This window comes from Planktothrix sp. FACHB-1365 (assembly GCF_014697575.1).
In the GTDB taxonomy this organism is placed as follows: domain Bacteria; phylum Cyanobacteriota; class Cyanobacteriia; order Cyanobacteriales; family Microcoleaceae; genus Planktothrix.
Genome location: NZ_JACJSC010000011.1, coordinates 20,730 through 42,803 on the forward strand (window position 1 = coordinate 20,730; position 22,074 = coordinate 42,803).

Sequence of the window (22,074 nt, forward strand, 5' to 3'; positions counted from 1 at the left end):
AATATTTAGAACAGAAATTAAACCTTTCTTAATTTCAGGTGTGAGTTGACGGTTGACAGGTACGGGCGGGACAACCCCACCCCTACGACGATTTATCCGGTAATTCCTGAGAACACAACAAAGCCGAGGACGGCGACGAAGACAATCAGAGCGTAGAATTGGGCTCGACCGTTTTCCAGGTATTTTAAGCCTTCTCCCGTAACCAGAGTCACTAACCCGGTCAGGTTAACAGCCCCATCCACAACGCGATAGTCTACTTCCATCACTTGTCGGGCTAACCGACGGCTACCTTGAACGAATAGCACCTCGTTAATATCGTCGAGATACCATTTGTTTTTCGAGAAATTGTAGAGGGATTGGTATTGTTTGGCGATCGCAGCCGGATCAATTTTACCTGCCAAATACATTAAATAGGCAATCGTAATCCCCACTAAGGCAATACCAACGGAACTTCCAGCCATAATCAAAAATTCCGTTAAGTCAAATTCCGCCAGATGTTCCTGAACTTGTTTAAGACTTTCCCCAGGAGCATGAACAAACACCTCAAAAATATTATTAAATGGCGTTCCCACAAACCCAATTAAGATTGAAGGAACGGCTAACAACATTAACGGTAAGGTCATGGTAATGGGGGACTCATGGGGATCATGGCTATGGCCGTGATCATGACTGTGGGCTAACTCTTCCGGGTTCATTGCCCCAGGGCCAAAGGCAAATTGGGGGCCGTTGGCTTCGGCTAACAGACTATTTTGAATCGTGTTATCATTGCCTCGGAATTTGCCTTCAAAGGTCATGAAATACATTCGGAACATATAGAAGGCAGTCATTCCAGCCGTTAACCAACCGACTAACCACAACATCGGGTTCGCGGCAAAGGCATTACTCAGAATTTCATCCTTAGACCAAAAACCCGCAAAGGGCGGAATCCCGCATATCGCTAAGGTTCCGATCAGAAAACAAGCCGAGGTAACGGGCATATATTTGCGTAACCCGCCCATCAGACGCATATCCTGAGCCAAAATCGGATCATGTCCGACAACGGCTTCCATTCCATGAATGACTGAGCCGGAACACAGGAATAACATGGCTTTAAAATAAGCATGGGTCATCAGGTGGAACAGTCCCGCACTGTAAGCTCCCACTCCCATCGCCATCACCATGTAACCGAGTTGGGAAATCGTCGAATACGCTAACCCTTTCTTAATATCATTTTGGGTTAAAGCAATAGTTGCCCCCAAAAAGGCCGTAAAGCAACCCGTAAAGGCGATGATATTCATCACCGTTGGGAACCCTTCAAACACAGGATACATCCGGGCGACTAAAAACACTCCGGCGGCTACCATCGTGGCGGCGTGAATTAATGCCGAAATTGGGGTTGGGCCTTCCATGGCATCGGGAAGCCAAACGTGGAGGGGAAATTGGGCAGACTTGGCAACGGGGCCAAGAAAGACTAATACTCCCAAGAAGGTTGCTAAACCCATGCTGAGGGAACCCGTTTCGACGGCGTGTTCGAGACGTTCTCCCATTAAGCCAAAATCAAAGGTATTGGTGGCCCAATAAATCCCTAACATTCCTAACAGTAAGCCAAAGTCTCCAACCCGGTTGGTGACAAATGCCTTCTGACAAGCATCGGCGGCAGGTTTGCGGTCATACCAGAACCCAATTAACAGGTAGGAACACATCCCCACCAGTTCCCAGAAAATATAAACCTGAATTAAGTTCGGGCAAATCACGAGCCCCAACATGGAAGAACTAAATAAACTCAGATAGGCATAAAATCGTACATAACCGGGGTCATGAGCCATGTAACCATCGGTATAGATCATGACGAGAAATGCTACCGTCGTTACAATCGCCAGCATTACCGCCGCTAGATGGTCAATGGTATAACCCATCGTCAGTCTAAAGTCCCCTGCTGCTGCCCACTCAATGATATGAGTGTAGGGCGCGTGACCTTGGAGTTGACTCCACAGTAGGGCGAAAGCGAGTACCGTTGATGCCCCTAACAGCGAGACGAGAAAGGTTGAACAAACTTGTCTCAAATTATTAGTGGCGGTGTTGAAGGAAATTAGCCCAATTCCAACCAGCGCTGCACCTAATAGGGGCAACACGGGAATTAACCAGGCATATTGATAGAGAGGTTCCATAACAATGTCAACTTTATAGTTCTTAATGAACTTGCCAAAACTGTTGATAATTTTGACATAGAGTATGAACCTTATGGGTAAAAATTCCTGAAATCTTTCTGAGGAAGTCTTAACTCAGGATGTGTAGGGCAGACTTCACCAAACAATAGACTAGGGTTTACAGAAGATTGGAGTTAGGTATTGCCTTAATAACTGATAACTGATAACTGATAACTGATAACTGATAACTGATAACTGATAACTGATAACTGATAACTGATTCAAGCTTCCAAGGGTAAAACTTCTTGGGTTTGGCGAGTTTGTTGACAATTTTGATAACTCACCATGAATGTATCCAGACTACGACGTAAATCTTCTCGTCCTTGGAAATGGTCGAGTCGATATAACACTTGGCCTCGATCAAAAACAATCAAAGTTGGCAACGTTTGTAGGCGATAGGTGGTGGCTAATTTTAAACTTTGATCTGCATTAACAGCAACCAGCTTGACTTTGCCCCGCCAGTCCTCTTGGAATTGACGCAGTTGAGGCATAATCAGCTTACACAGTCCACACCAAGGCGCCCAAAAATGCACAAGCACGGGAGTAGAAGCTTCGAGAACTTCTTGCGTAAACATCTGCTCACTGACCGACAATAGCATGATCCCTCGAATTTTATTAATGAATGTTTTTATATCCCTGGGATCATGCTACCAGTCTACGTTACCTGTGGCACGAATTAATAGTGGATGAGCTTGCCAGAGTAAGAGGATAAAAAGACCAACTCCTAAATAAGCCCAGCGAAAAAACTCCTTCCATTCAAAGGTTTGACGACCTTGGACAATAGCTAAGAAGGGAATGATAGAAGTCCGAGATTTCACGGTTTCAAAGGATTGTCCATAACGAGCGAACAAACGGCGATCGCCATGCCAAACTGCAAATAAATGATGTAAAACTAACCCTAGGGAGGTTAACAAAGTGAAACTGGTTCCCATCCACAGGGTATGACCGATACACCAAATCACTTGACCCACCATTTGCGGATGTCTGGTAATCCTGATAATTCCCGTTTCATACAGATGAACTTCCGGTTTCGCAATGGCGGCAATTTCTAACAAATTAAAGGTGGCTGGATAGAGAAAAATAAAGGAAATCGCCGATAACACCCAAACAATGGGTTTAACAACGGGAACATCCTGCACAGACCACAACTGTAATCCATCGTAACGGTGATTAAAAAAGTAGATAATCAAAATGGTGGCGAAGGGAATACTCACCAACGCAAATAAAATTCGATAGAATCGCGGGCCAATTTTCCCTTCTCCCCAAGGCCGTAATGCTGCTAACCCACTATGGGCGATCGCAAATCCCAACAGTAACCCAACCATGACAAAATGGCTCGGAGTCAGCCAATTCTCGGACATTTTTACCTCTTCTCGATTTAGTTAGATAATAAAGTTAATTTCAATACAGATCATCCCGCAGTATGCTGAAAGAACTTGATCCCCAAACCTAACAGCCATCACGCTTCCTGATTTTACCGAGGTTGAGGAATATGTCTGACCTTCCATTCACTTTAGATCAGTTACGCATTCTCAAAGCCATTGCGGCTGAAGGCAGCTTTAAACGCGCTGCTGATAGCTTGTATGTCTCCCAACCAGCCGTCAGTCTCCAGGTACAAAACTTGGAACGACAGTTAAATGTACCCTTATTTGATCGGGGGGGACGTCGCGCTCAACTGACCGAAGCAGGTCATCTGCTCCTCAGTTATGGTGAAAAAGTCTTGTCCCTCTGTCAAGAAACCTGTCGCGCCATTGACGATTTACAAAATCTGCGGGGCGGAACGTTGATCATTGGGGCGTCTCAAACCACCGGAACTTATTTGCTTCCCCGGATGATCGGTTTATTTCGGGAAAAATACCCCGATGTTTCGGTACAGTTACACGTTCATTCCACGCGACGCACCGCTTGGAGTGTGGTGAATGGACAAATTGATTTGGCAATTGTGGGGGGTGAAATTGCCCCAGAACTGACTCAGGCGTTGGAAATTGTTCCCTATGCTGAGGATGAACTGGCGTTGATTGTTCCAACTTCCCATGAATTTGCCCAACAAGAAACCATTCTCAAAGAGGATTTATATCAGTTAAAATTCATTACTTTGGATTCTCAATCCACCATTCGTAAAGTCATTGATCAAGTTTTAACGCGGTGTGGAATTGATACCACCCAGCTTAAATTAGAAATGGAACTGAGTTCTATTGAAGCGATTAAAAATGCCGTTCAGTCGGGATTAGGGGTCGCGTTCGTGTCTATCTCTGCCATTGAAAAAGAATTGCAAATGGGAGTGATCCAAAGCGTTAAAATTGATCAAGTCATTGTTAAACGAACCTTATCTGTGATTTATAATCCCAATCGCTATCGCTCAAAGGCGGCTGAAGCGTTTACCAATGAAATTTTACCTAAATTTGCCAGCCCTAACTTTAACCAACATTCTATTGATATCCAGCATCCTCTGGACTATACGGCATTGCCTTTATCGGATTAATTTTATCCCATTTTTTCTAACTGGTGAGATTTAATCCTGAGCTAATGCTTTAATTTTCTACAGGATTTTAACCTAAATTTTCTACCCTTTTTAACAATGACAGATGTTCCTTTTACCTTAGATCAATTACGCATTCTCAAAGCGATCGCGGCTGAGGGAAGTTTTAAGCGAGCGGCTGATAGTTTATATGTTTCTCAACCCGCCATTAGTTTACAAGTGCAAAATTTAGAACGACAGTTAAGTGTTCCCTTATTTGATCGGGGAGGACGAAGAGCTAAATTAACAGAAGCCGGACATCTACTTTTGAATTATGGCGAAAAAATTCTGAGTTTATGTCAGGAAACCTGTCGCGCCATTGAGGATTTACAAAACCTTCAAGGGGGAACATTAATTGTCGGTGCATCCCAAACCACCGGAACCTATTTACTCCCGCGCATGATTGGATTATTCCGAGAAAAATATCCTGATGTGGCGGTACAATTACACGTTCATTCAACTCGAAGAACGGCTTGGAGTGTATCGAATGGACAAATTGATTTAGCCATTATTGGCGGAGAAGTTCCACCAGAATTACAAGATGCGTTAACCATTCAACCTTATGTTGAAGATGAATTAGCCTTAATTATTCCTCCGTCCCATCCCTTCGCCCAATTAAATACAATTCAAAAAGAAGATTTGTATCAACTGCAATTTATTGCTTTGGATTCTCAGTCTACCATCCGCAAAGTCATTGATCAAGTTTTAACCCGATGTGAAATTGACCCCCGTTGTCTGAAAGTGGAAATGGAGTTAAATTCTATTGAAGCAATTAAAAATACCGTACAAGCGGGATTAGGGGCTGCATTTGTTTCGACTTCAGCGATTGAAAAAGAACTACAAATGAACGTTTTACACCGAGTTATAATTGAAGATGTTGTGGTCAAACGGATGCTTTCAGTTATTGTTAATCCTAATCGTTATCAATCCAAAGCGGCTGAAGCCTTTAGTCGGGATATTTTACCGTTATTTACCCCCGAAGATTGGATGTTAAACACTCAAGAGTTTTCTCAAAATGCAGCTAAAAAATCGACAGCGTTTGACACCTTTATTCCCCCTTCTGATTTAAACGATCCCCAGGAACGAGAACTTTAATTCTGAAAATTGCTAGGGTTTTCCGAAATCTCCTTTTAAAACAGCATCCTGAATGATCATTATTTTTATCAAAAAATGGAAAAGTAACAACGATTTCCTGTTCCCTATTTCAGCAGAATCCTATGAAACTTTACTGTACTCGTCCCGGTTGTTTGGGTGCTGATCGCAATAATTTTACAGATTTAGAGGATCAAATGACCCTCAAAACGGTGCAGCAAAAATTTTGTACAACCTGTGGAATGCCGTTAATTTTAGATGGTCGGTATCTCCCAGAAAGATTATTAGGAAAAGGAGGATTTGGGACGGCATTTCTAGCCAAAGATCGTCGATCTCCCACCCTTAAATATTGTGTTGTTAAACAATTTCAACCTTCCTCGGATTTTAATCCTCAACAATTAGCAACCGCACAAATGCTCTTTGAACGAGAAGCTCATGTGTTAGAACAGTTGGGTAATAAACATCCCCAAATTCCCGATTTATTTGCTTATTTTCCCTTAGAAGCACCCGGATGGCATTCTTCAAAACCCCAACAGTTTTTTTATATTGTTCAAGAATATATTAATGGCGAAAACTTAGAAACGGAACTCGCTGCAAAAGGTCAATTCTCAGAAGCAGAAGTTCAAGAAGTGTTAGAAGAAATTCTCAAAATTCTGGAATTTGTTCATGATCATGATGTGATTCATCGAGATATTAAACCGTCTAATATTATGCGGGATCGCCAAGGTCGTTTGCATTTATTAGATTTTGGGGCGGTGAAACAAGTTACCCAAAGTCCGGGGGGAACCTCGACGGGAATTTATTCATTAGGGTTCGCTCCCCCTGAACAAATGCGAGGATATACGGTCTTTCCTTCAACGGATTTATATGCGTTGGCGGCGACTTGTTTGGTATTATTAACCGGAAAAGAACCCCAAGAGTTATTTGATAGTTATAGTGATCAATGGAAGTGGAAACAATTTGTTTCGGTTTCCGATGAATTAGCTGCAATTTTAGATAAAATGTTATTACCGACACCGAGCGATCGCTTTGGTTCCGCCCCCCAAGTTTTAAGCGCTTTAAATCCCCCTTCTATTCTAGCGATTCCTCAACCTTCTCCAGTTCCCTCTCCTGCGGTTTCTCCGGGCACAACCCAACTACAACCTGCTGTCAGTAATCGTTTTGCTTCTCCCTTAGAACTGCTATCGGGTGCGGCGTTTACTGGGTTTGAATTAGGGGTTTTTAGTAGCTTAGGATTTGCCTTGTTCAAGGTTTTTAATATTAACCCTATTCTACTATTAGTTGTAATTTTAGTCGGTTTAAGTGGATTAATATTGGCTCAATATCACCATTGGATTGAAAGAGGAATTGATTTTATTATTATCCCTTTTATTTCGGTGGGAATTTTATATTTTATTTTATTAAAACTCAATTTTTATGTGATTTTAACCATAGTTCCTTTAATAACAGCTATATTCGCTGTGGCTGTTACGGCTTTATTTCGGTTAGTTTATCTGATTCTTAAACGAATTTTATAAACCTAGGATGACAAAAACTAGACTAAATAAAACAAAAATGAATAATCGTAGGGGCGAGGCACGCCTCGCCCCTAAACACGGAATTTGTACCCATTTTTTAGGGTTAATAATCTTGATATCATTATGAGTGTACAATTCATTTAGAATTGCTATAGAATTCTCCAAAAGTGCTAAAATTCTCCTTAATACCTGAAATCCCTTAAATTTATGGCTCAAAAAAATGATGCTACAACTTTAATCTTAGCCTTACTGATTAGCGGTGGATTAATAACCGGGGGACTGTGGTGGTTTAGCCGCAATATGAGTTTATCAAACCTCTTCAATTCTAATTCCTCTCCTTCTGCTTCTCCTACCCCCAACTCGACACCCATTCAATCTTCAGCAACACATTTTAAAACCTTTGCAGAAGTTCCTAATGTTCCGAATGGACTTTTTACTTACGGGGGAAGTACCACCTTTGCACCCCTGCGTAAAGTTATTAATTCACAAATTCAAACTGTTTTTCCTCAATTTCAATTAAGATATTTCCAAGATCCTAGTCAATCTCCCGGTTCAGGGAGTGGAATTAAATTATTAATTGAAAATCAAATTACCTTTGCTGAATCTTCCCGATCATTGCTAGAATCTGAATATCAACAAGCCAGACAACGGGGATTAAATTTAAAAGAAATTCCGATTTCTATTGATGGAATTGTGGTAGCTGTTAATCCTAATTTAAAGATTCCAGGGTTAACAATTAATCAATTAAAACAAATTTATACAGGTCAAGTTGATAATTGGAATCAACTCGGAGGCGAAAATATTCCAATTTTTGCTTATTCTCGTCCTCAAGAATCGGGGGGAACAACAGAATTTTTTATAGCAAATGTATTAGGAGGAGAAAAATTAGGAAATGCTGTAAAATTGATTCCGACGACCACAGAAGCCTTAAGAGCAATTGCTAATCATCCGGGGGGAATTTATTATGCGTCTGCGCCGGAAGTGGTCGCACAATGTACTATTAAACCTATCGCTATTGGTTTAACACCCGATACTTTAGTTCAACCGTATCAACACCCGTTAATTCCTCCTGAAGCTTGTCCTCAACAACGTAATCAAATTAATCCTGCGGTCTTTAGAACAGGAGACTATCCTCTAACCCGACGTTTATTTATTATTGTTAAACAGAATAACCCTATAGATCAACAAGCCGGAGAAGCCTACAGTCAACTTTTATTAACCTCTCAAGGTCAAGATTTAATCGAAGAATTGGGATTTATTAAAATCTATTAAGCCGAGCTTTCTGTAGGGGTTAAAAATTCCTAAAGCTGTTAAAATAGAGGATAAGCTTTAATTTTAAAAAAAATTATACCCTTTAAAATCCCATGTCTCAAAAAAATGAATCTCTAATCTTTATCTTAGCCCTTATAATTACAGGAGCATTATTAGGCGGCGGTTATTTTTTATTTTTTAAGCCTTCTTCTTCTTCCCTATTCAATCAAAATTCCCTTCCATCCCCCTCTGGAAACTCTGCCTCAACCTCTTCTTCTAATCAAACGATTGAAACTCGCATCAGTCAAGGAGAAAAAGTTTTAATTCCGTCAGGAGATTTAGCTCTAAAACAAGGAGGTACAACGGCTTTAGCTGCGGGTCAATATCAGAATGCTGTTCAACAGTTTAATGCGGCTTTACAACAAAATAAAAATGATCCTGAAGCGTTAATTTATAGAAATAATGCTCAAATTCTCCAAAATAATCAATCCTATTCTACCATTGCCGTCTCGATTCCCATTGGCACTTCAGTGAATACCGCCCAAGAAATTTTAAGAGGCGTTGCTCAAGCTCAAACAGAAGTCAATCAAGCAGGAGGGTTAGGTGGAAAATTATTAAATGTGATTATTGTTAATGATGATAATAGTCCTGAACTCGCTCAAGAAATTGCTAAAAAATTAGTTAATAATTCTGAAGTTTTAGGGGTAATTGGTCATTTTGGCAGTAATACAACTTTAGCAGCAGCACCCATTTATGAAGCGGGAAAATTAGTTTTGATTTCTCCTACCAGTACCTCCACAGCCATTTCTAATGCAGGAGACTTTATTTTTAGAACTGTTCCCAGCGATCGCTTTGCAGGAAGTACCTTAGCCCGATATCTGTTAAATACATTAAACTTAAAAAAAGCAGTTCTCTTTTTTAATAGTGCCAATGATTATAGTAGTTCTTTACAAACAGAATTTACAACCGCATTCAGTGGAGATGGGGGAGAAGTTGTCACGGTTTTTGATATTGCTCAACCCAACTTTAATCCAACTCAAGCCTTAGAACAAGCTCGTCAACAAGGAGCAGAAGCTATTGTTTTAACCCCTGACTCTTCAACCATTGAACAAGCGTTACAAGTGGTACGAACTAATCGCAAACAGTTACCTTTATTAGGGGGAGATAGTTTATATCGACCGGAAACTTTGAAGGTAGGAAGTGATACAATGGGGATGGTGATTGCTATTCCTTGGCATATTTTAGCTAACCCTAATTCTGAGTTTGCTCAAGCCGCAAATCAACTCTGGGGAGGAGATGTTAACTGGCGCACTGCAACAGCTTATGATGCGACAAAAGCTTTAATCACTGCGATTAGTAAAAATCCGACTAGAACCGGGGTTCAAGAAGCCCTTTCTGCCTCAGATTTTACACCAGAAGGAGCAACGGGAGTGATTCGTTTTTTACCATCTGGCGATCGCAATCAACCCTTACAATTAGTCAAGGTTGAACCCGGAAATCGTTCAGGATTTGGTTATGATTTTATTCCCGTTCGTTAATATGATCCCGAAGCAATGGATAATAGGCAATAGGTAAAGATGAGTAGGATTAGGCTTATGATGATTGCAGACGAAAACCGTCTAGGTTAGCAGTAATTGAGTCGTGCGGGAAGTGAGTTAACCTTCAAGAAAAAGGATCAGCCAAGAAAAATGACAGCTTCCCACAATGATGTATTAGAAGCCGGACGCATCTACAAATCCACTGGAGCCATTCCGTCTCGGATGTTGCGCTCAAAAATTTATCGAGCTTGGGAGCGCTCACATTTGCAAGGAGCTAACCCCTATGCGCTCCAAGCGGAAAAACTATCCCGTTCAGATACCGAACATCTAATCACAAAAAATAGTGATTTGATGCAATTGGCTAAACCTTACATCCGTATGCTCTCACAGGCGGCGGGTACAGAACGTCATGCTGTTATGTTGAGTGATAACCAAGCACTCTTACTGGATGTCGTCGGTGACCAGCAGACTGTACACGGGACAGAAGCTTTTCCAGAACCGGGTTCTTGGTTATCAGAATCTGTCGCAGGTGCGAATGGAATTGGTACACCCCTAGCAGAAGCAGATTATGTAGAAATTATTAGCGCCGAGCATTTTATTGAGGGGTTTCATCCATTCACCTGTCAAGGAATTCCTTTGCGGAATGACAAACAGGAAATTATTGGTGTGCTCAGTATCTCTATGCGTTGTGCAGATGCTGGACAAAGGCTCAAAGAGATATTGCTCTGTGCCTCTCACGGCGTTGAAGCGGACTTATTGAGCGCCAACTTAGAAAAAGATGTTCGTCGTGTATTAAAGTCTAATCCTGATGAATATCAGCCATTGGAAGATTTACGTCAGGATATCATTCAAGCCCATCATGCAGCCCGGTTAAAACTTGAAGTGGTATCACGGATGGTAGCGGTTAACCGTTTAGACTATGCGATGCAATTGGTAAGACAGGCTGAAGACTCAATTGAACTGTTTCGTCGTCGGGCCGAAATTTGGCGAAATCTCGCATCTTTTGAGATGGGCAGAGTTCAGCCGGTGTCACTCACAGATCAGATCTCCAATTTAATTGATCTTCTCTCCACGGAAGTGGCTATCCGTCAGGTAGAAATTGTTACCCAATGGGACGAGCCTATCATAGTTATGGGTGATCCTAGAAGCCTTTTACGTTATCTCCTGCGTTATTTTCTCCAAGCCTTTGAACAGGCAGGGAAGGGTGGAAAAGTAGAATTGGTGGTTAATAAAACCTCGGATTTGGAGTTAGTTAAAGTCAGTTTTATGGCGATTTCAGCCCTTCAACTTGCTGCATCAGCACCCCAGTTACAGTTTTTTTATCTACCTATTAACAGGACTTAGAAATGAATAATCAGAATATCAGAACGCGGAAAGTCGTGATTGCTGATGATGATATTGATAGTAGAACAATGTTGGCATTGATTCTGGCAGATGAAGGATGGGAGGTTAAGGAAGCTCAGGATGGGAAGGAAGCAATAGAAATAACGCTTAAGGAAAAACCTGATTTATTGATTTTAGATAATAGAATGCCCGAATTAACGGGGGTAGAAGTGTATCAACAACTTCAATTAAAAGGGATTAAACAAACAGTAGTATTAGCCACAGGTTACGGTGATCTAAAAGATCTGGCTTTATCTATGGGAATTACCCATTTTATTTCTAAACCCTTTGACATTTTGGAGTTATTAACAATAATAGAATCTGCTTATGAAAGTTCACTAAAATAGGAAGATTCACCAGCTTCAGTTTAATTTAATTTCCCTCCTCCAATTAAATATAACAGTGCCATTCTCACTGCTATTCCACTGGTCACTTGTTGAGAAATTAAACTTAATTCTGGATCATCCATTAATTCTGAACTTAATTCTACCCCTCGATTCACTGGCCCTGGATGTAATATTTTAACATCCGGTTTACAGGATTTTAACCGTTCATGGGTGATGCCAAATAATTGATGATATTCGCGTAAACTGGGTAATAAATGGGCGGTCATCCGTTCCTTTTGTAACCGTAACGTCATGACAAAATCGGCATTTTCTAAAGCGGGTTCTAAATCCCAATGTAAAAACAATTTTCCGGGGCGATTTTTGCCAAATTCTGCAAATAGTTCGGGTAATAACGTTGGAGGTGCTGCTAAATGTAATTCGGCTTCGGTTGCGGTTAAACTCCAAATATTAGAACGGGCTACCCTGGAATGTAAAATGTCTCCAACAATCGCTATTTTTTTACCTTGTAATAATTCAATTTTGGGTTGCTCAGAGTCAAGGGTTCGGCAAATTGTGAATAAATCTAATAATGCTTGAGACGGATGTTCGTGTTGACCATCTCCCGCATTCAACACCGCTACTTTAGCATTTAAACGGTCTAATTCAGCCGCGATCGCAAAGGGAACTCCAGCTTCCTTATGACGAATTACCATCATATCCGTTCCCATCGCTAAATAGGTTTTAGCAGTGTCAAGAATTGTTTCGCCTTTCGTTAGAGAAGAGGTTCCCGGCGCAAAATTTAAGGTATCTGCGGAGAGTCGTTTAGCCGCGAGTTCAAAACTATTCCGAGTGCGAGTTGACGGTTCAAAAAATAAATTTGCCACCACCTGACCTTGTAAAGCCGGAACTTTTTTAGTACGACGACCTAACACTTCTTGAAAGCTTGTTGCTGTTTGCAAAATTGTGTTATATTCCGTCGCCGTAAAATCAGCTAAGGATAAAATATGACGGCGAGTCCAGGGAGCAGTAGCCATTGTCAATCCAAAATGATGAGGATTTTGATCCAACATTTAATCATACTAGGTGCTGGTTCAAAACGGAATAGGAATCGCAAGCCTTGAATAATAAGGTAATTGTTATTTTCAGAATCCACTTTAAACCATGAACCGTATCCAACATTTTTTAACTCGTTGTCTCGTTGGCGTTACTATTCTTAGCTTAAGCAGTTGTGGTACTCCTCCTGTTGACACCCCAACTCAACCGCAAGCCTCTCCTGAAGCCACAATTTCTCCTTCAACCCCACCTGAACCTCAAAAACAAGCTCTTTCCCCGGCTAACACCGTTTCTGTAACGATTTATCAGGTCGATAATCAATGTTCTGAGTTAGTTCCTCGTCAAATTACGGTTCCTAAAGAACAAGCCTTAGAAACCGCAATTTCTGAGGTTTTAGAACAACAAAGTAGTTCTGATTTTCCCTTAAATTATCGCATAAATACCGATAAAAATCAACAAATTGTCACGATTGATTTTCGGGTTCCTACAACGGCTGAACGGACGTTCAATTCTTTATCGAGTTGTGAACAATTAGCGTTATTTGGGAGTTTACGCCAAACGATTACCAGTAATCCTGACTGGCAAATTAATGATGTCATTTTTACAGAACAGGGAGAAGAAATTACCTTATAAAAACGACTTCATTTGTTGATTTTTTTTAAAACAAATATCCAATCTTCGTCAGTTGGAGGCTTTAGCTGAATGGCATTTGTTCCTGTAAAATTCGGAAGATCAGAAAATTGACCCAACCGAGGATTATAAACTTGAAGGGTATAGGAAACCGTTGTATCTGATTCCAAGTCTAAGGAGAGGGGTTTGTTCGTATCCCGAACATAAACAATAAACTGTTGATCGTCGTTGGCTAATAGATAATGGGTTCCCTCTCCTTTAATGCGTCGGTCTATGGGTTTAAATTTCCACCAATCTAAAGTTTTAAACAGTTTAGGAATGTGTTGAACTTGTGCTTCCCAATCATCATTTTTCGGATCATTTACATTAAAAGGCCCCGGCTCACGAATTCCTCCAAAATAAGTAGTTCCCCAACCTGTGATAAAATAGCCACCCGCCATGACAATATCCCAACTTGAATGGCGAATTTCATCTAAAGAGGCACTATTGGGTTTATCAACTTTTCCATCCTCATTTTGATCTCGTAAATAATAGGCATATTCTGAATTAACTACAGGTTTATTATACTTAAGTTGATCTAAAACTCGTTGATGTAATTGAGTATAGTTCTGTTGATAATCTGCAAAAGACATCCAATCTTTTTCTGCAAATTCAGCTACACTATAGCTTAATTCTCCGGGGTGAATACCAATTAATCGTTGATGGGGATCAAATTTTAAAATTTCTTGGGCAATCTGTTCATACATAGATTTATCGCCATATTCATTCCATTCTCCCGCAACGGTAAAGGCAACATTAAACGCACTATAACGACCTACAATATAACGAGCATATCGCAACCGTGCTGCTTCATTAGGAAAGGCTCTCCAATCATTTTTGGAAACGCCATCTTTTGACCAAGTTAAGAATAACATAGAGGTGATTCCGTTTTGATTTAAGGATTTGATCCGAGAGTCAACTTCTTGCCAATAACCGGGATTTAACGTTTCTTCGGAGATATTATCAAAGGCAGATCCCCCTTCATTTCGAGACAGAGACATTACGTTAGAATGGATAAAATTAAATCCTTGTTTGGCGCGTGTATCAATATATTGTTTAACTGCGTTGCGATCTAAGTTTTCTTGAGGATTATTATTAAATAATGTCCACTGGGTATCCCCTAATAACCAAAACGGAGTTCCATCTTGATAGATAAAATGATGGGGATATTGAGGATTAACTTGAATTCCACCTTTACTTTTGGCGGCAATGGTTTTAAAAGACCCTGATTTGTTATTTAATCCCCCATCATTGGACTGAACAGACCATTTCCAAATGCCTTCAAGATTCGGCGAAAATCTCAGTTTCCAAGTTGTTCCCCCATCCCAAAATAAAGGGATTTTTTGAGTTTCACCTTTGGGAGTTGTTAAAGTTGCGATTGCTTCAACTTCGGTGTAAGGATTTTGATAAGTTCCAGAATGGCTAAATCCCTGTTCAAAAATACTAAACGCTGGAATTTGAGCTTGAGAAACAGGCTTGACTTGAACCGTGACTTGATCCGTGCTAGATTGTTCTCCAGCCTTTGCAGTTAGCTTTAAAACATAAGTTCCCGGTTGAGAAAATTGTACGGTTGTGTTCGGAAGTTGAGCATTTTGAAACGTAACGTTTCCAGGGCCACTAATTTTTTGCCATTGGGTTTTTAGAGCAGTTGAATCTCCTAAATAAGTTACTGTTCCATGCAGTTGAACTGATTTTTTAGCCGGGAACACTTGGGAAAAACCAGCACTAACGACAGGAGTATAATTGATAGGTTCTAACCGCGTTTCTGACTGAGAATTGGCTTCTGGAGTTGGACGACAAGCCAGGATTGAACTGATTAAAACTCCGTTGAAAATAACGAATTGACAGACGGAATAAAATTTTAGGAAATTTCTCATAATTGGTCGTTTTTTTGCTCTAAAGTAAATTTTAACTGATTATATACTAAGGTGCAATTTTTCGAGAGAATTAAAGACTTTTGAAGGGTGTAAACAAATAATTAAGGACAGGGAAACATTAAGAAATGATTTTAGCCGGAAATTTAGATTGATCGAATCGACGAACTAAATCACTTGCTAAATAAACACTAGCTAGGGTTGCACCTAAAAATAGAAGTTCAATCATGATATTAGTCAGCTTTTTAACCAATTATCTACAAAATTAACAAAAGTTGCGATCGCTGTTCCTTGAACAAAGGAAGCATTCAAAATTAACCCCGTATTCAAATAGTGATCGGCCTTTGCAACTGTCCAATACTCAACAGGAGGAAGCATTTTTTCAGATAAATTTCTTAAAAATTCTAAATCTTCAGCAGGTTCAAATTCAGCATCGATCAGTAATAAAGGAATATGTTGAGGTTGGGTAAAATCCTGTAAATAAGTTTCGATATCTAAAGCTTCCATTACGGGTTTCCAAAAAGAAAATTCTAGGGGTTTAGGAAGCTGCATATCAATTTGCCAACGAAACATTAACTTTTCTTTTTCTCGCGCTTCACGATTTAAAAATCGTTCTTTTAACCGACGGGGAGGTGCGAAAACAACTGCTTTAGAAATTCGAGAATCTTGAGCTTGAGCCGCCATTGTTACACCGCCTCCAAAGGAATGTCCTAAAACATAAATTTCTGAATTTTGGCTAGGAAAATTAACCTTTAAATAATCAATAGCTGCGGTGACATCCTGAGCAAAATTAAAGGCATCTGTTGTATAAGTTTTAGGTTGTTCAGATTCTCCATGAGCGCGAAGATCAAAGGCAAAAACCCGATATCCTTGCTTTTGAAACCCTTGAGCGAGAGCCAGCATAATTGGCAATTTGCGACCTAAAATCGAAGACCCATGTAACAGAATTAACGTAGGAGCGGTATCCGCATTTTCAGGAATATATAAATCTCCTTTTAATTGGAAATTGCCAGCCAGAAAAGAGACTATTTTTGTAGGTTTATAAGGAATAGATTGTAGTTTTTTAAAAGATGAGTGTTTGAACAAGTCAAGTTGATGATAACGATATCTCAACAATTGATATAACGGTTTAACTTGAGGATAGGTTTGGGCAAGAAAAGAATATAATTTAGGTTGTGGCATGATGGTTAGAAGGTGGATTTACAACATCGTTGGTTTCCGTTCGCATTTTAATAATTTTGGCAGGAACACCCGCAGCAATAGCATAATCAGGTAAATCTTTTGTGACCACGGCTCCGGCTCCAATAATACAGCCTTTACCAATTTTAACACCATCTAAAACCACTGAACTTGCTCCCAACCAAACATCATCTTGAATGGTAATTTTTCCTCGTGTAAACACCCCTTGTTCCATCATGGGAATATCCAGACGGTCTGTGATATATCTGCCCCCTCCAATATAACAGTTACCCGCAATTAAAACCGAAGATCCAATAGAAATTCCCCCACTCGAAGATAAAATTGTATTACAGCCTAAATCGGTTTTTTTGCCAATGGAAATTCCCCCAATTTTCCCTTGAATCACACAATTACGAGAAATAATCACATCATCTCCTAAATCAATGCCTTCATCGCCTGCACCACTGGCATCAATTAAAACATAATCATCAATGGCTACTCGGTCGCCTAACGTTACTTTTTTGGGATGACGTAACACAATTCCTTTGCCTAAAATAATCCCGCCACCCGTACTTTTAAATAATCCTTTATAAGCGGATTTTCGAGCCACATAACCAAACGCTCCCGATAAATTTCCCAAGAAAAAGTTAGCCAATTCATATTGAATAAAATGCCCTAAATCATTCGTTCCTAACGCTTTCATTTGATAGCGTTTTAATAAGGATGATTCCGATTGATTCAGTTGTTCAGATAAAGAAACTTTATTAATAATTTGGCGAGTTTCAGTCATGATCTATAAGGTGGGCAATGCCCACCCAACTAAAGGAGTACAAACTAAGATTTCAGGGCGGATGATGATTCTAATAACCCAGAATCTTTATACCATAATGCTGTTTTTCTTAACCCTTCATCTAAGGGAACTTTAGGCTCATAACCTAATAATTTTTTAGCTTTAGAAATATCAAACGCCCGGTCTTTAATAAAGAAATCAACCCGACGGCGATAAATCGGGGGAGAAATATTAAAAGGTAAACAAATTAGTTCGCATAAATAACCCGCCCACCAAACCGGCCAAACGGGAATTTTAAACTTAGAAACGGGTTTATTATAGATATCCGCAATTTTTTGAACCAATTGATTTAACGTGACAAATTCATTCCCACCAATGGTGAAAATTTCACCAATTGCGGCTTCTTTTTCTCCCGCCAATGCAATTCCGGCGGCTAAATCTTCCACATAGGTCAAATGATAGAGAACTTCCCCACTGCCAATCATTTTAAATTTGCCACTGTAGATATATTTAAACAGTTTGAGAAACCGTAAATCTCCAGGGCCATAAATACCCACAGGGCGCACCACAGACCCGGCTAAATTTTCTTTTTTAAAGAAATCTAACGCCAACAGTTCCCCATCCATTTTAGATTCTTGATAATAATCTCCGGGTGAATAGGGATCTTCTTCTTTAGCGGGAGGGTTTTTAATTTCCCCCTGAACTCCAACGGTACTGCAATGAACAAACCGTTTAACATTGGCTTTTTTCGCGGCTTCTAAAACTTTACGAGTTCCCTTAACATTTACATCCCAAAAATATTCTCTGGGTACATTTTCTGCCCGATATAATGCCGCAATATGATAAACCACATCCACCCCCTCCATCACCGAATCATCCAAGGGATTATCATCGGCAATATCAGCAAAGAAATATTCAATGGATAATCCTTCTAAGGCACTTTGATTAGAATTTTTACGCACTAAGACGCGGACTTGATAGCCTTTATCAAGTAAATGTTTGGTCAGATAACTGCCTGTAAATCCGTTCGCCCCTGTCACTAAAGCTTTCATTAATTTTCCTCCTCTAAATCCTATTAAAAACTGAATTTTTCGATTAGATTTTAGCCAATTCTGCCATTCCACACCGTTGATAAAAGTCTTCTAAACGTTGAATTTCTTGTTTAGATTTTGAATCATCCCAATTAAACAGTTTACAAATCATAGGGGCAATTTTTAACGCCCGTTGGGGATTATCTCCTAAGCTGGTGCGACGCAGAATTAAATCATCTAAATGCTGTACCGCTTCATTTTCAATAATATCCTTAAGTTCCTCGGAACAATCGGTGAGTTCCGGTTGAGGATACCAATGATAATCATACAACCCTTGGGGACGCTGTGCTTCTGCGGGTGCAATTTCTGTTGCATCAACGGGTGAAAGTTGAGGGAAAATTTGCTGAATCGTTTTTTCAGCTACTAAACGAGCGGTTGTAAATTTAACCCCAGAAATACTATACAAACCTTTGATACCTTGAGGCAGGGTTTCATGATTTAAAATCACTTCCCGAACCGCTAGTTCTTTACTATTAGGTTCTTCCGCCGGAAGTAAACCGGAAAACACCCGAAGAATTTCGCTTTGACTTAACTTTAACCCCGGAATAGCAAAATTAAGATTATCAATAAATTCGCTAATTTCTGAAGGGTCGGGTCTGGGGTTGGCTTGAATATCTTTAAACCAAGGGTTATGAATGGTTCCTGCTAATAATCGTCCTTTCCAGGGGTGGAGAAAATAGGTTTGAGCGTTGGGTTTTTTAGGTTCAATGGCTAACGCAAAATCGGATAAAGTTTCTCGATCAAAAAGGATATTCCAAGCAATCGATTTATAGAATAAATTGGGAACCTCTTGATCAAAATTCGCCGCTAATTCTCGACACCAGGGGCCAGCAGCATTCACCACAATTTTTCCTTGATATTCGTGGGTTTCTCCGGTTAATTGATCTCGCGCTACAACCCCAGAAACCGTTTGATTAACTTTTAACAAATCCTGAGCTTCTACATAGTTTAACGCCGTTGCTCCCAAGGAACAAGCCCAACGTAAAGCCCCTATTACCAACCGTTGAGAATCGGGCATACAGGCATCATACCAAATGGCTCCAGCTTTTAATCCTTCAGAATCAACATTCGGAAAAATGGCTTTCACTTTTTCGGTTTTGATGACTTTTCCGGGGGGTAAATGACGGTCAGGACGAATGCCTTGGTTTCGAGTAAAAGATAGAGTATCGTTGAGTTTTAAAGCCGTTAATAAAATCGGAGGACGACGTAATCCTTTGCCATATAAAGGCATTAAACAGGAGAGGGGTTTGACTAATTCAGGAAAGGTTTTAAGAAACCATTTCCGTTCTCCAACAGATTCATAAAATCGAGGTAAATCTAAGGTTTGTAAATACCGAAATCCCCCATGAACAATGCGGAGACTATTGTAACTGGTTACCCCACCAAAATCGGCTTTTTCAATTAAGAGTGTTCGCAGATTTCTTCGAGCCGCTTCTAAGGTCAGCATCGCACCATAAATTCCTCCACCAATAATAATCACATCATAGGAGGATTGGGCTGCGGTTGATAGGTTTCGAGTAATTGTTGTCATGGTTAATAGAGGGTTTATAATTAAGATTGAACGAAATCAAGGCTGAAATTAGTTTTTAAACCAGCGTTTATACCAACTTTGAAACACAATTAATGACCATAAAATATGGCTATGGTTTGCTGTTCCTGCTAGATGTTCCTGTTTCAGTCGTTTAATGGTATTAACTTGGAAAATACCTTGTTCTCGAATGGCTTGATCACTCAATAATTCTTCCATTAACGGCCGGAATTCATTACACAACCAATTTTTAATCGGAATACTAAATCCTTCCTTGGGACGATACACACATTCTGCGGGAACGTGACGGGCGGCAACGGATTTTAACAGAACTTTGGTTTCCCCAGGGGTGACTTTTAAGCCTTCAGGAATTTGGAAGGCTAATTCCACTAAATCGGGGTCAAGATAGGGCACTCGTGACTCCAAAGAAACCGCCATCGACATTCGATCCACTTTCACTAAAATGTCATCGCTTAAATAGCTTTTGACATCTACATACATACTGCGATTTTGCGGTTGGCGATCGCCTGCTTTATTGAATAAATCAATAATATGAGCGGCGGAAGGTGTGACTAATTCTTGATTGGCTTCAGCCGTAAATAATTGTGATCGCACCGTATCTCCGGCAAAAATTCGCCACCGAGCATGGGATAAATCCACAGGATTTTCTAACCCTTCAATAAATCGTTTGGCTTTATTGACTAACCCTTTTTTCTGGGGTTGAGGACGCAGAGATTTAATTAAAGGTTCGATTAAATTTTGACGGAAAATCACTGGAATTTTTTGATATTGTCGGGCTTTTTCATCGGCTAAATAGGTTTCATATCCGCCAAACAATTCATCGCCGCCATCTCCACTTAAAGAAACTGTTACATATTGACGTGCTAACCGAGACACTAAATAAGTGGGAAAAATGGAAAAATCCCCGATGGGATCATCAAGAAAATACATTAAATGTTCAAATAATTCGACTACATTGGGTTTAATTACTTCGTTGATATGTTCAACCCCTAAATAAGCCGCCACTTTTTCCGACCATTGCAACTCATTATAGGAGGGATCATCAAACCCAATACTATAGGTTTGGGCTTTCCCCATTAACGCCACCGTTAGGGAAGAATCAACACCGCCAGAAAGAAATGCACCCAAAGGAACATCACTCACCAGTTGCATTGTCACCGATTTTCTTAGTTGTGCTTCAACTTTATCCGCCCATTCTTCATCGGATAATTCTATTTCTTCGGTCGTGGGAATATCCCAATACGTTTGCGGTTCACATCGGGGATTTTCTAAGTCAATTTCTAACAGTTGTCCGGGTTCTAATTGCCGAATTTCCTTAAATAAGGTGGCTTTTCCGGGTACATATTCCCAAGCCAAATATTCCCCTAAAGCATCCAAATCTAAGGTTTTTTCAACCCGTCCACTGGCTAAAATCGCTTTAATTTCTGATCCCCAAACTAAATCGTTTTGATTAAACGCATAATAAAGGGGTTTAATTCCTAAATGATCTCGAACTAAATACAGCTTTTTCTTAACAGTATCATGAAGGGCAATGGCAAACATTCCATTCAGATATTTAGGAAACTCAATTCCATATTCTTCATAGGCATAAACAATCACTTCTGTATCGGTTTTTGTGGCAAAAGTATAACCCTTGGATTCAAGTTTGCTCCGCAGTTCACGGAAGTTATAAATTTCTCCATTGAAAACCGTTAAAATGGTGCAATCTTGATTAAAAATCGGTTGTCGTCCGCCACTTAAATCGATGATTGACAACCGCCGCATTCCTAATGCAACCCCGTCTTGAACGTGCATTCCATCTTGATCCGGCCCCCGATGGAAAATACTATCACACATGGTTTTTAACTGTTCTAGGGTGGGGTGAGGTGAACCCTTGAAAGCCGCGACACCTGTTATTCCACACATCGATTTTAATCCCCTAACGGAATCTGTATTAACAATGAAAGGACTCTGCACTTAGGGTTAATGATTTCCCCCTAAGTTTGCTCTATTTTAATTAAAATAAATGGATTCGGCAAGTTTTCCAATTCCCCAAAACCGGGCTTCTGAATCATCTCA

The 22,074-nt window shown here is 40.2% G+C and carries 18 protein-coding genes; 8 read left to right on the plus strand and 10 right to left on the minus strand.

The features are described from left to right. Nucleotides 1–92: 92 nt before the first annotated feature. The 3 genes from H6G57_RS14245 to H6G57_RS14255 all read right to left on the minus strand — a co-directional run bounded on the left by H6G57_RS14245 (nt 93) and on the right by H6G57_RS14255 (nt 3,547). The gene (locus H6G57_RS14245) at nt 93–2,147 is read right to left on the minus strand and encodes an NAD(P)H-quinone oxidoreductase subunit 5 (RefSeq protein ID WP_190519584.1); all 2,055 of its coding nucleotides are present in this window, start codon (nt 2,145–2,147) and stop codon (nt 93–95) included. 260 nt (nt 2,148–2,407) lie between these two features. Then, nucleotides 2,408–2,785: a co-chaperone YbbN gene (locus H6G57_RS14250; RefSeq protein WP_190519585.1), complete on the minus strand. Its 378-nt coding sequence runs from the start codon at nt 2,783–2,785 to the stop codon at nt 2,408–2,410. 48 nt (nt 2,786–2,833) lie between these two features. Next, on the minus strand, nt 2,834–3,547 hold the full coding sequence (locus H6G57_RS14255; RefSeq protein ID WP_190519587.1) for an NnrU family protein: 714 nt from the start codon (nt 3,545–3,547) through the stop codon (nt 2,834–2,836). A 131-nt stretch (nt 3,548–3,678) separates the two neighbouring features. Between H6G57_RS14255 and H6G57_RS14260 the strand changes: the two genes are divergently transcribed. The 7 genes from H6G57_RS14260 to H6G57_RS14290 all read left to right on the plus strand — a co-directional run bounded on the left by H6G57_RS14260 (nt 3,679) and on the right by H6G57_RS14290 (nt 11,832). Beyond that, a complete protein-coding gene (locus H6G57_RS14260; RefSeq protein ID WP_190519589.1) occupies nt 3,679–4,668 on the plus strand; it encodes a LysR family transcriptional regulator in 990 nt (329 codons plus the stop codon). Nucleotides 4,669–4,764: 96 nt separating this feature from the next. Continuing rightward, nucleotides 4,765–5,799: a LysR family transcriptional regulator gene (locus tag H6G57_RS14265; RefSeq protein WP_190519591.1), complete on the plus strand. Its 1,035-nt coding sequence runs from the start codon at nt 4,765–4,767 to the stop codon at nt 5,797–5,799. A gap of 122 nt (nt 5,800–5,921) precedes the next feature. Continuing rightward, nucleotides 5,922–7,313, plus strand: coding sequence for a serine/threonine-protein kinase (locus H6G57_RS14270; RefSeq protein ID WP_190519593.1), 1,392 nt, complete (start codon nt 5,922–5,924; stop codon nt 7,311–7,313). Nucleotides 7,314–7,520: 207 nt separating this feature from the next. After that, nucleotides 7,521–8,585, plus strand: coding sequence for a PstS family phosphate ABC transporter substrate-binding protein (locus tag H6G57_RS14275; protein WP_190519594.1), 1,065 nt, complete (start codon nt 7,521–7,523; stop codon nt 8,583–8,585). A 92-nt stretch (nt 8,586–8,677) separates the two neighbouring features. After that, complete coding sequence (locus H6G57_RS14280) at nt 8,678–10,102, plus strand: ABC transporter substrate-binding protein (RefSeq protein ID WP_190519596.1); 1,425 nt, start codon at nt 8,678–8,680, stop codon at nt 10,100–10,102. A 150-nt stretch (nt 10,103–10,252) separates the two neighbouring features. Further along, nucleotides 10,253–11,446, plus strand: a complete 1,194-nt coding sequence (locus H6G57_RS14285) for a sigma-54-dependent Fis family transcriptional regulator (RefSeq protein WP_190519599.1) — start codon at nt 10,253–10,255, stop codon at nt 11,444–11,446. A gap of 2 nt (nt 11,447–11,448) precedes the next feature. Further along, nucleotides 11,449–11,832 (plus strand): response regulator, encoded by a 384-nt coding sequence (locus H6G57_RS14290; RefSeq protein ID WP_190519601.1) that lies wholly within the window; start codon nt 11,449–11,451, stop codon nt 11,830–11,832. Between the two features lie 20 nt (nt 11,833–11,852). Here the strand turns inward: H6G57_RS14290 and H6G57_RS14295 are convergent, their stop codons facing one another. Then, nucleotides 11,853–12,845 carry an aspartate carbamoyltransferase catalytic subunit gene (locus tag H6G57_RS14295; protein WP_190519603.1) on the minus strand — a complete coding sequence of 331 codons (993 nt, stop codon included), beginning with the start codon at nt 12,843–12,845 and terminating at the stop codon, nt 11,853–11,855. Between the two features lie 127 nt (nt 12,846–12,972). On the opposite strand from H6G57_RS14295, the gene H6G57_RS14300 reads away from it, so the two are divergent. Continuing rightward, the gene (locus H6G57_RS14300) at nt 12,973–13,497 is read left to right on the plus strand and encodes a GerMN domain-containing protein (protein ID WP_190519605.1); all 525 of its coding nucleotides are present in this window, start codon (nt 12,973–12,975) and stop codon (nt 13,495–13,497) included. 8 nt (nt 13,498–13,505) lie between these two features. Here the strand turns inward: H6G57_RS14300 and H6G57_RS14305 are convergent, their stop codons facing one another. From H6G57_RS14305 to asnB, 6 genes are all read right to left on the minus strand, one after another. Further along, complete coding sequence (locus H6G57_RS14305) at nt 13,506–15,410, minus strand: DUF4038 domain-containing protein (protein ID WP_190519607.1); 1,905 nt, start codon at nt 15,408–15,410, stop codon at nt 13,506–13,508. Between the two features lie 234 nt (nt 15,411–15,644). After that, nucleotides 15,645–16,589, minus strand: a complete 945-nt coding sequence (locus tag H6G57_RS14310) for an alpha/beta hydrolase (RefSeq protein ID WP_190519609.1) — start codon at nt 16,587–16,589, stop codon at nt 15,645–15,647. Continuing rightward, a complete protein-coding gene (locus tag H6G57_RS14315) occupies nt 16,576–17,376 on the minus strand; it encodes a DapH/DapD/GlmU-related protein (protein WP_190519611.1) in 801 nt (266 codons plus the stop codon). The genes H6G57_RS14310 and H6G57_RS14315 overlap by 14 nt, the downstream gene beginning before the upstream one ends. Before the next feature lie 44 nt (nt 17,377–17,420). Next, nucleotides 17,421–18,428: an NAD(P)-dependent oxidoreductase gene (locus H6G57_RS14320; RefSeq protein ID WP_190519613.1), complete on the minus strand. Its 1,008-nt coding sequence runs from the start codon at nt 18,426–18,428 to the stop codon at nt 17,421–17,423. A gap of 43 nt (nt 18,429–18,471) precedes the next feature. Continuing rightward, a complete protein-coding gene (locus tag H6G57_RS14325) occupies nt 18,472–19,998 on the minus strand; it encodes a glycerol-3-phosphate dehydrogenase/oxidase (protein ID WP_190519615.1) in 1,527 nt (508 codons plus the stop codon). A gap of 48 nt (nt 19,999–20,046) precedes the next feature. After that, nucleotides 20,047–21,921, minus strand: a complete 1,875-nt coding sequence (asnB, locus tag H6G57_RS14330) for an asparagine synthase (glutamine-hydrolyzing) (protein WP_190519617.1) — start codon at nt 21,919–21,921, stop codon at nt 20,047–20,049. Nucleotides 21,922–22,074: the final 153 nt, after the last annotated feature.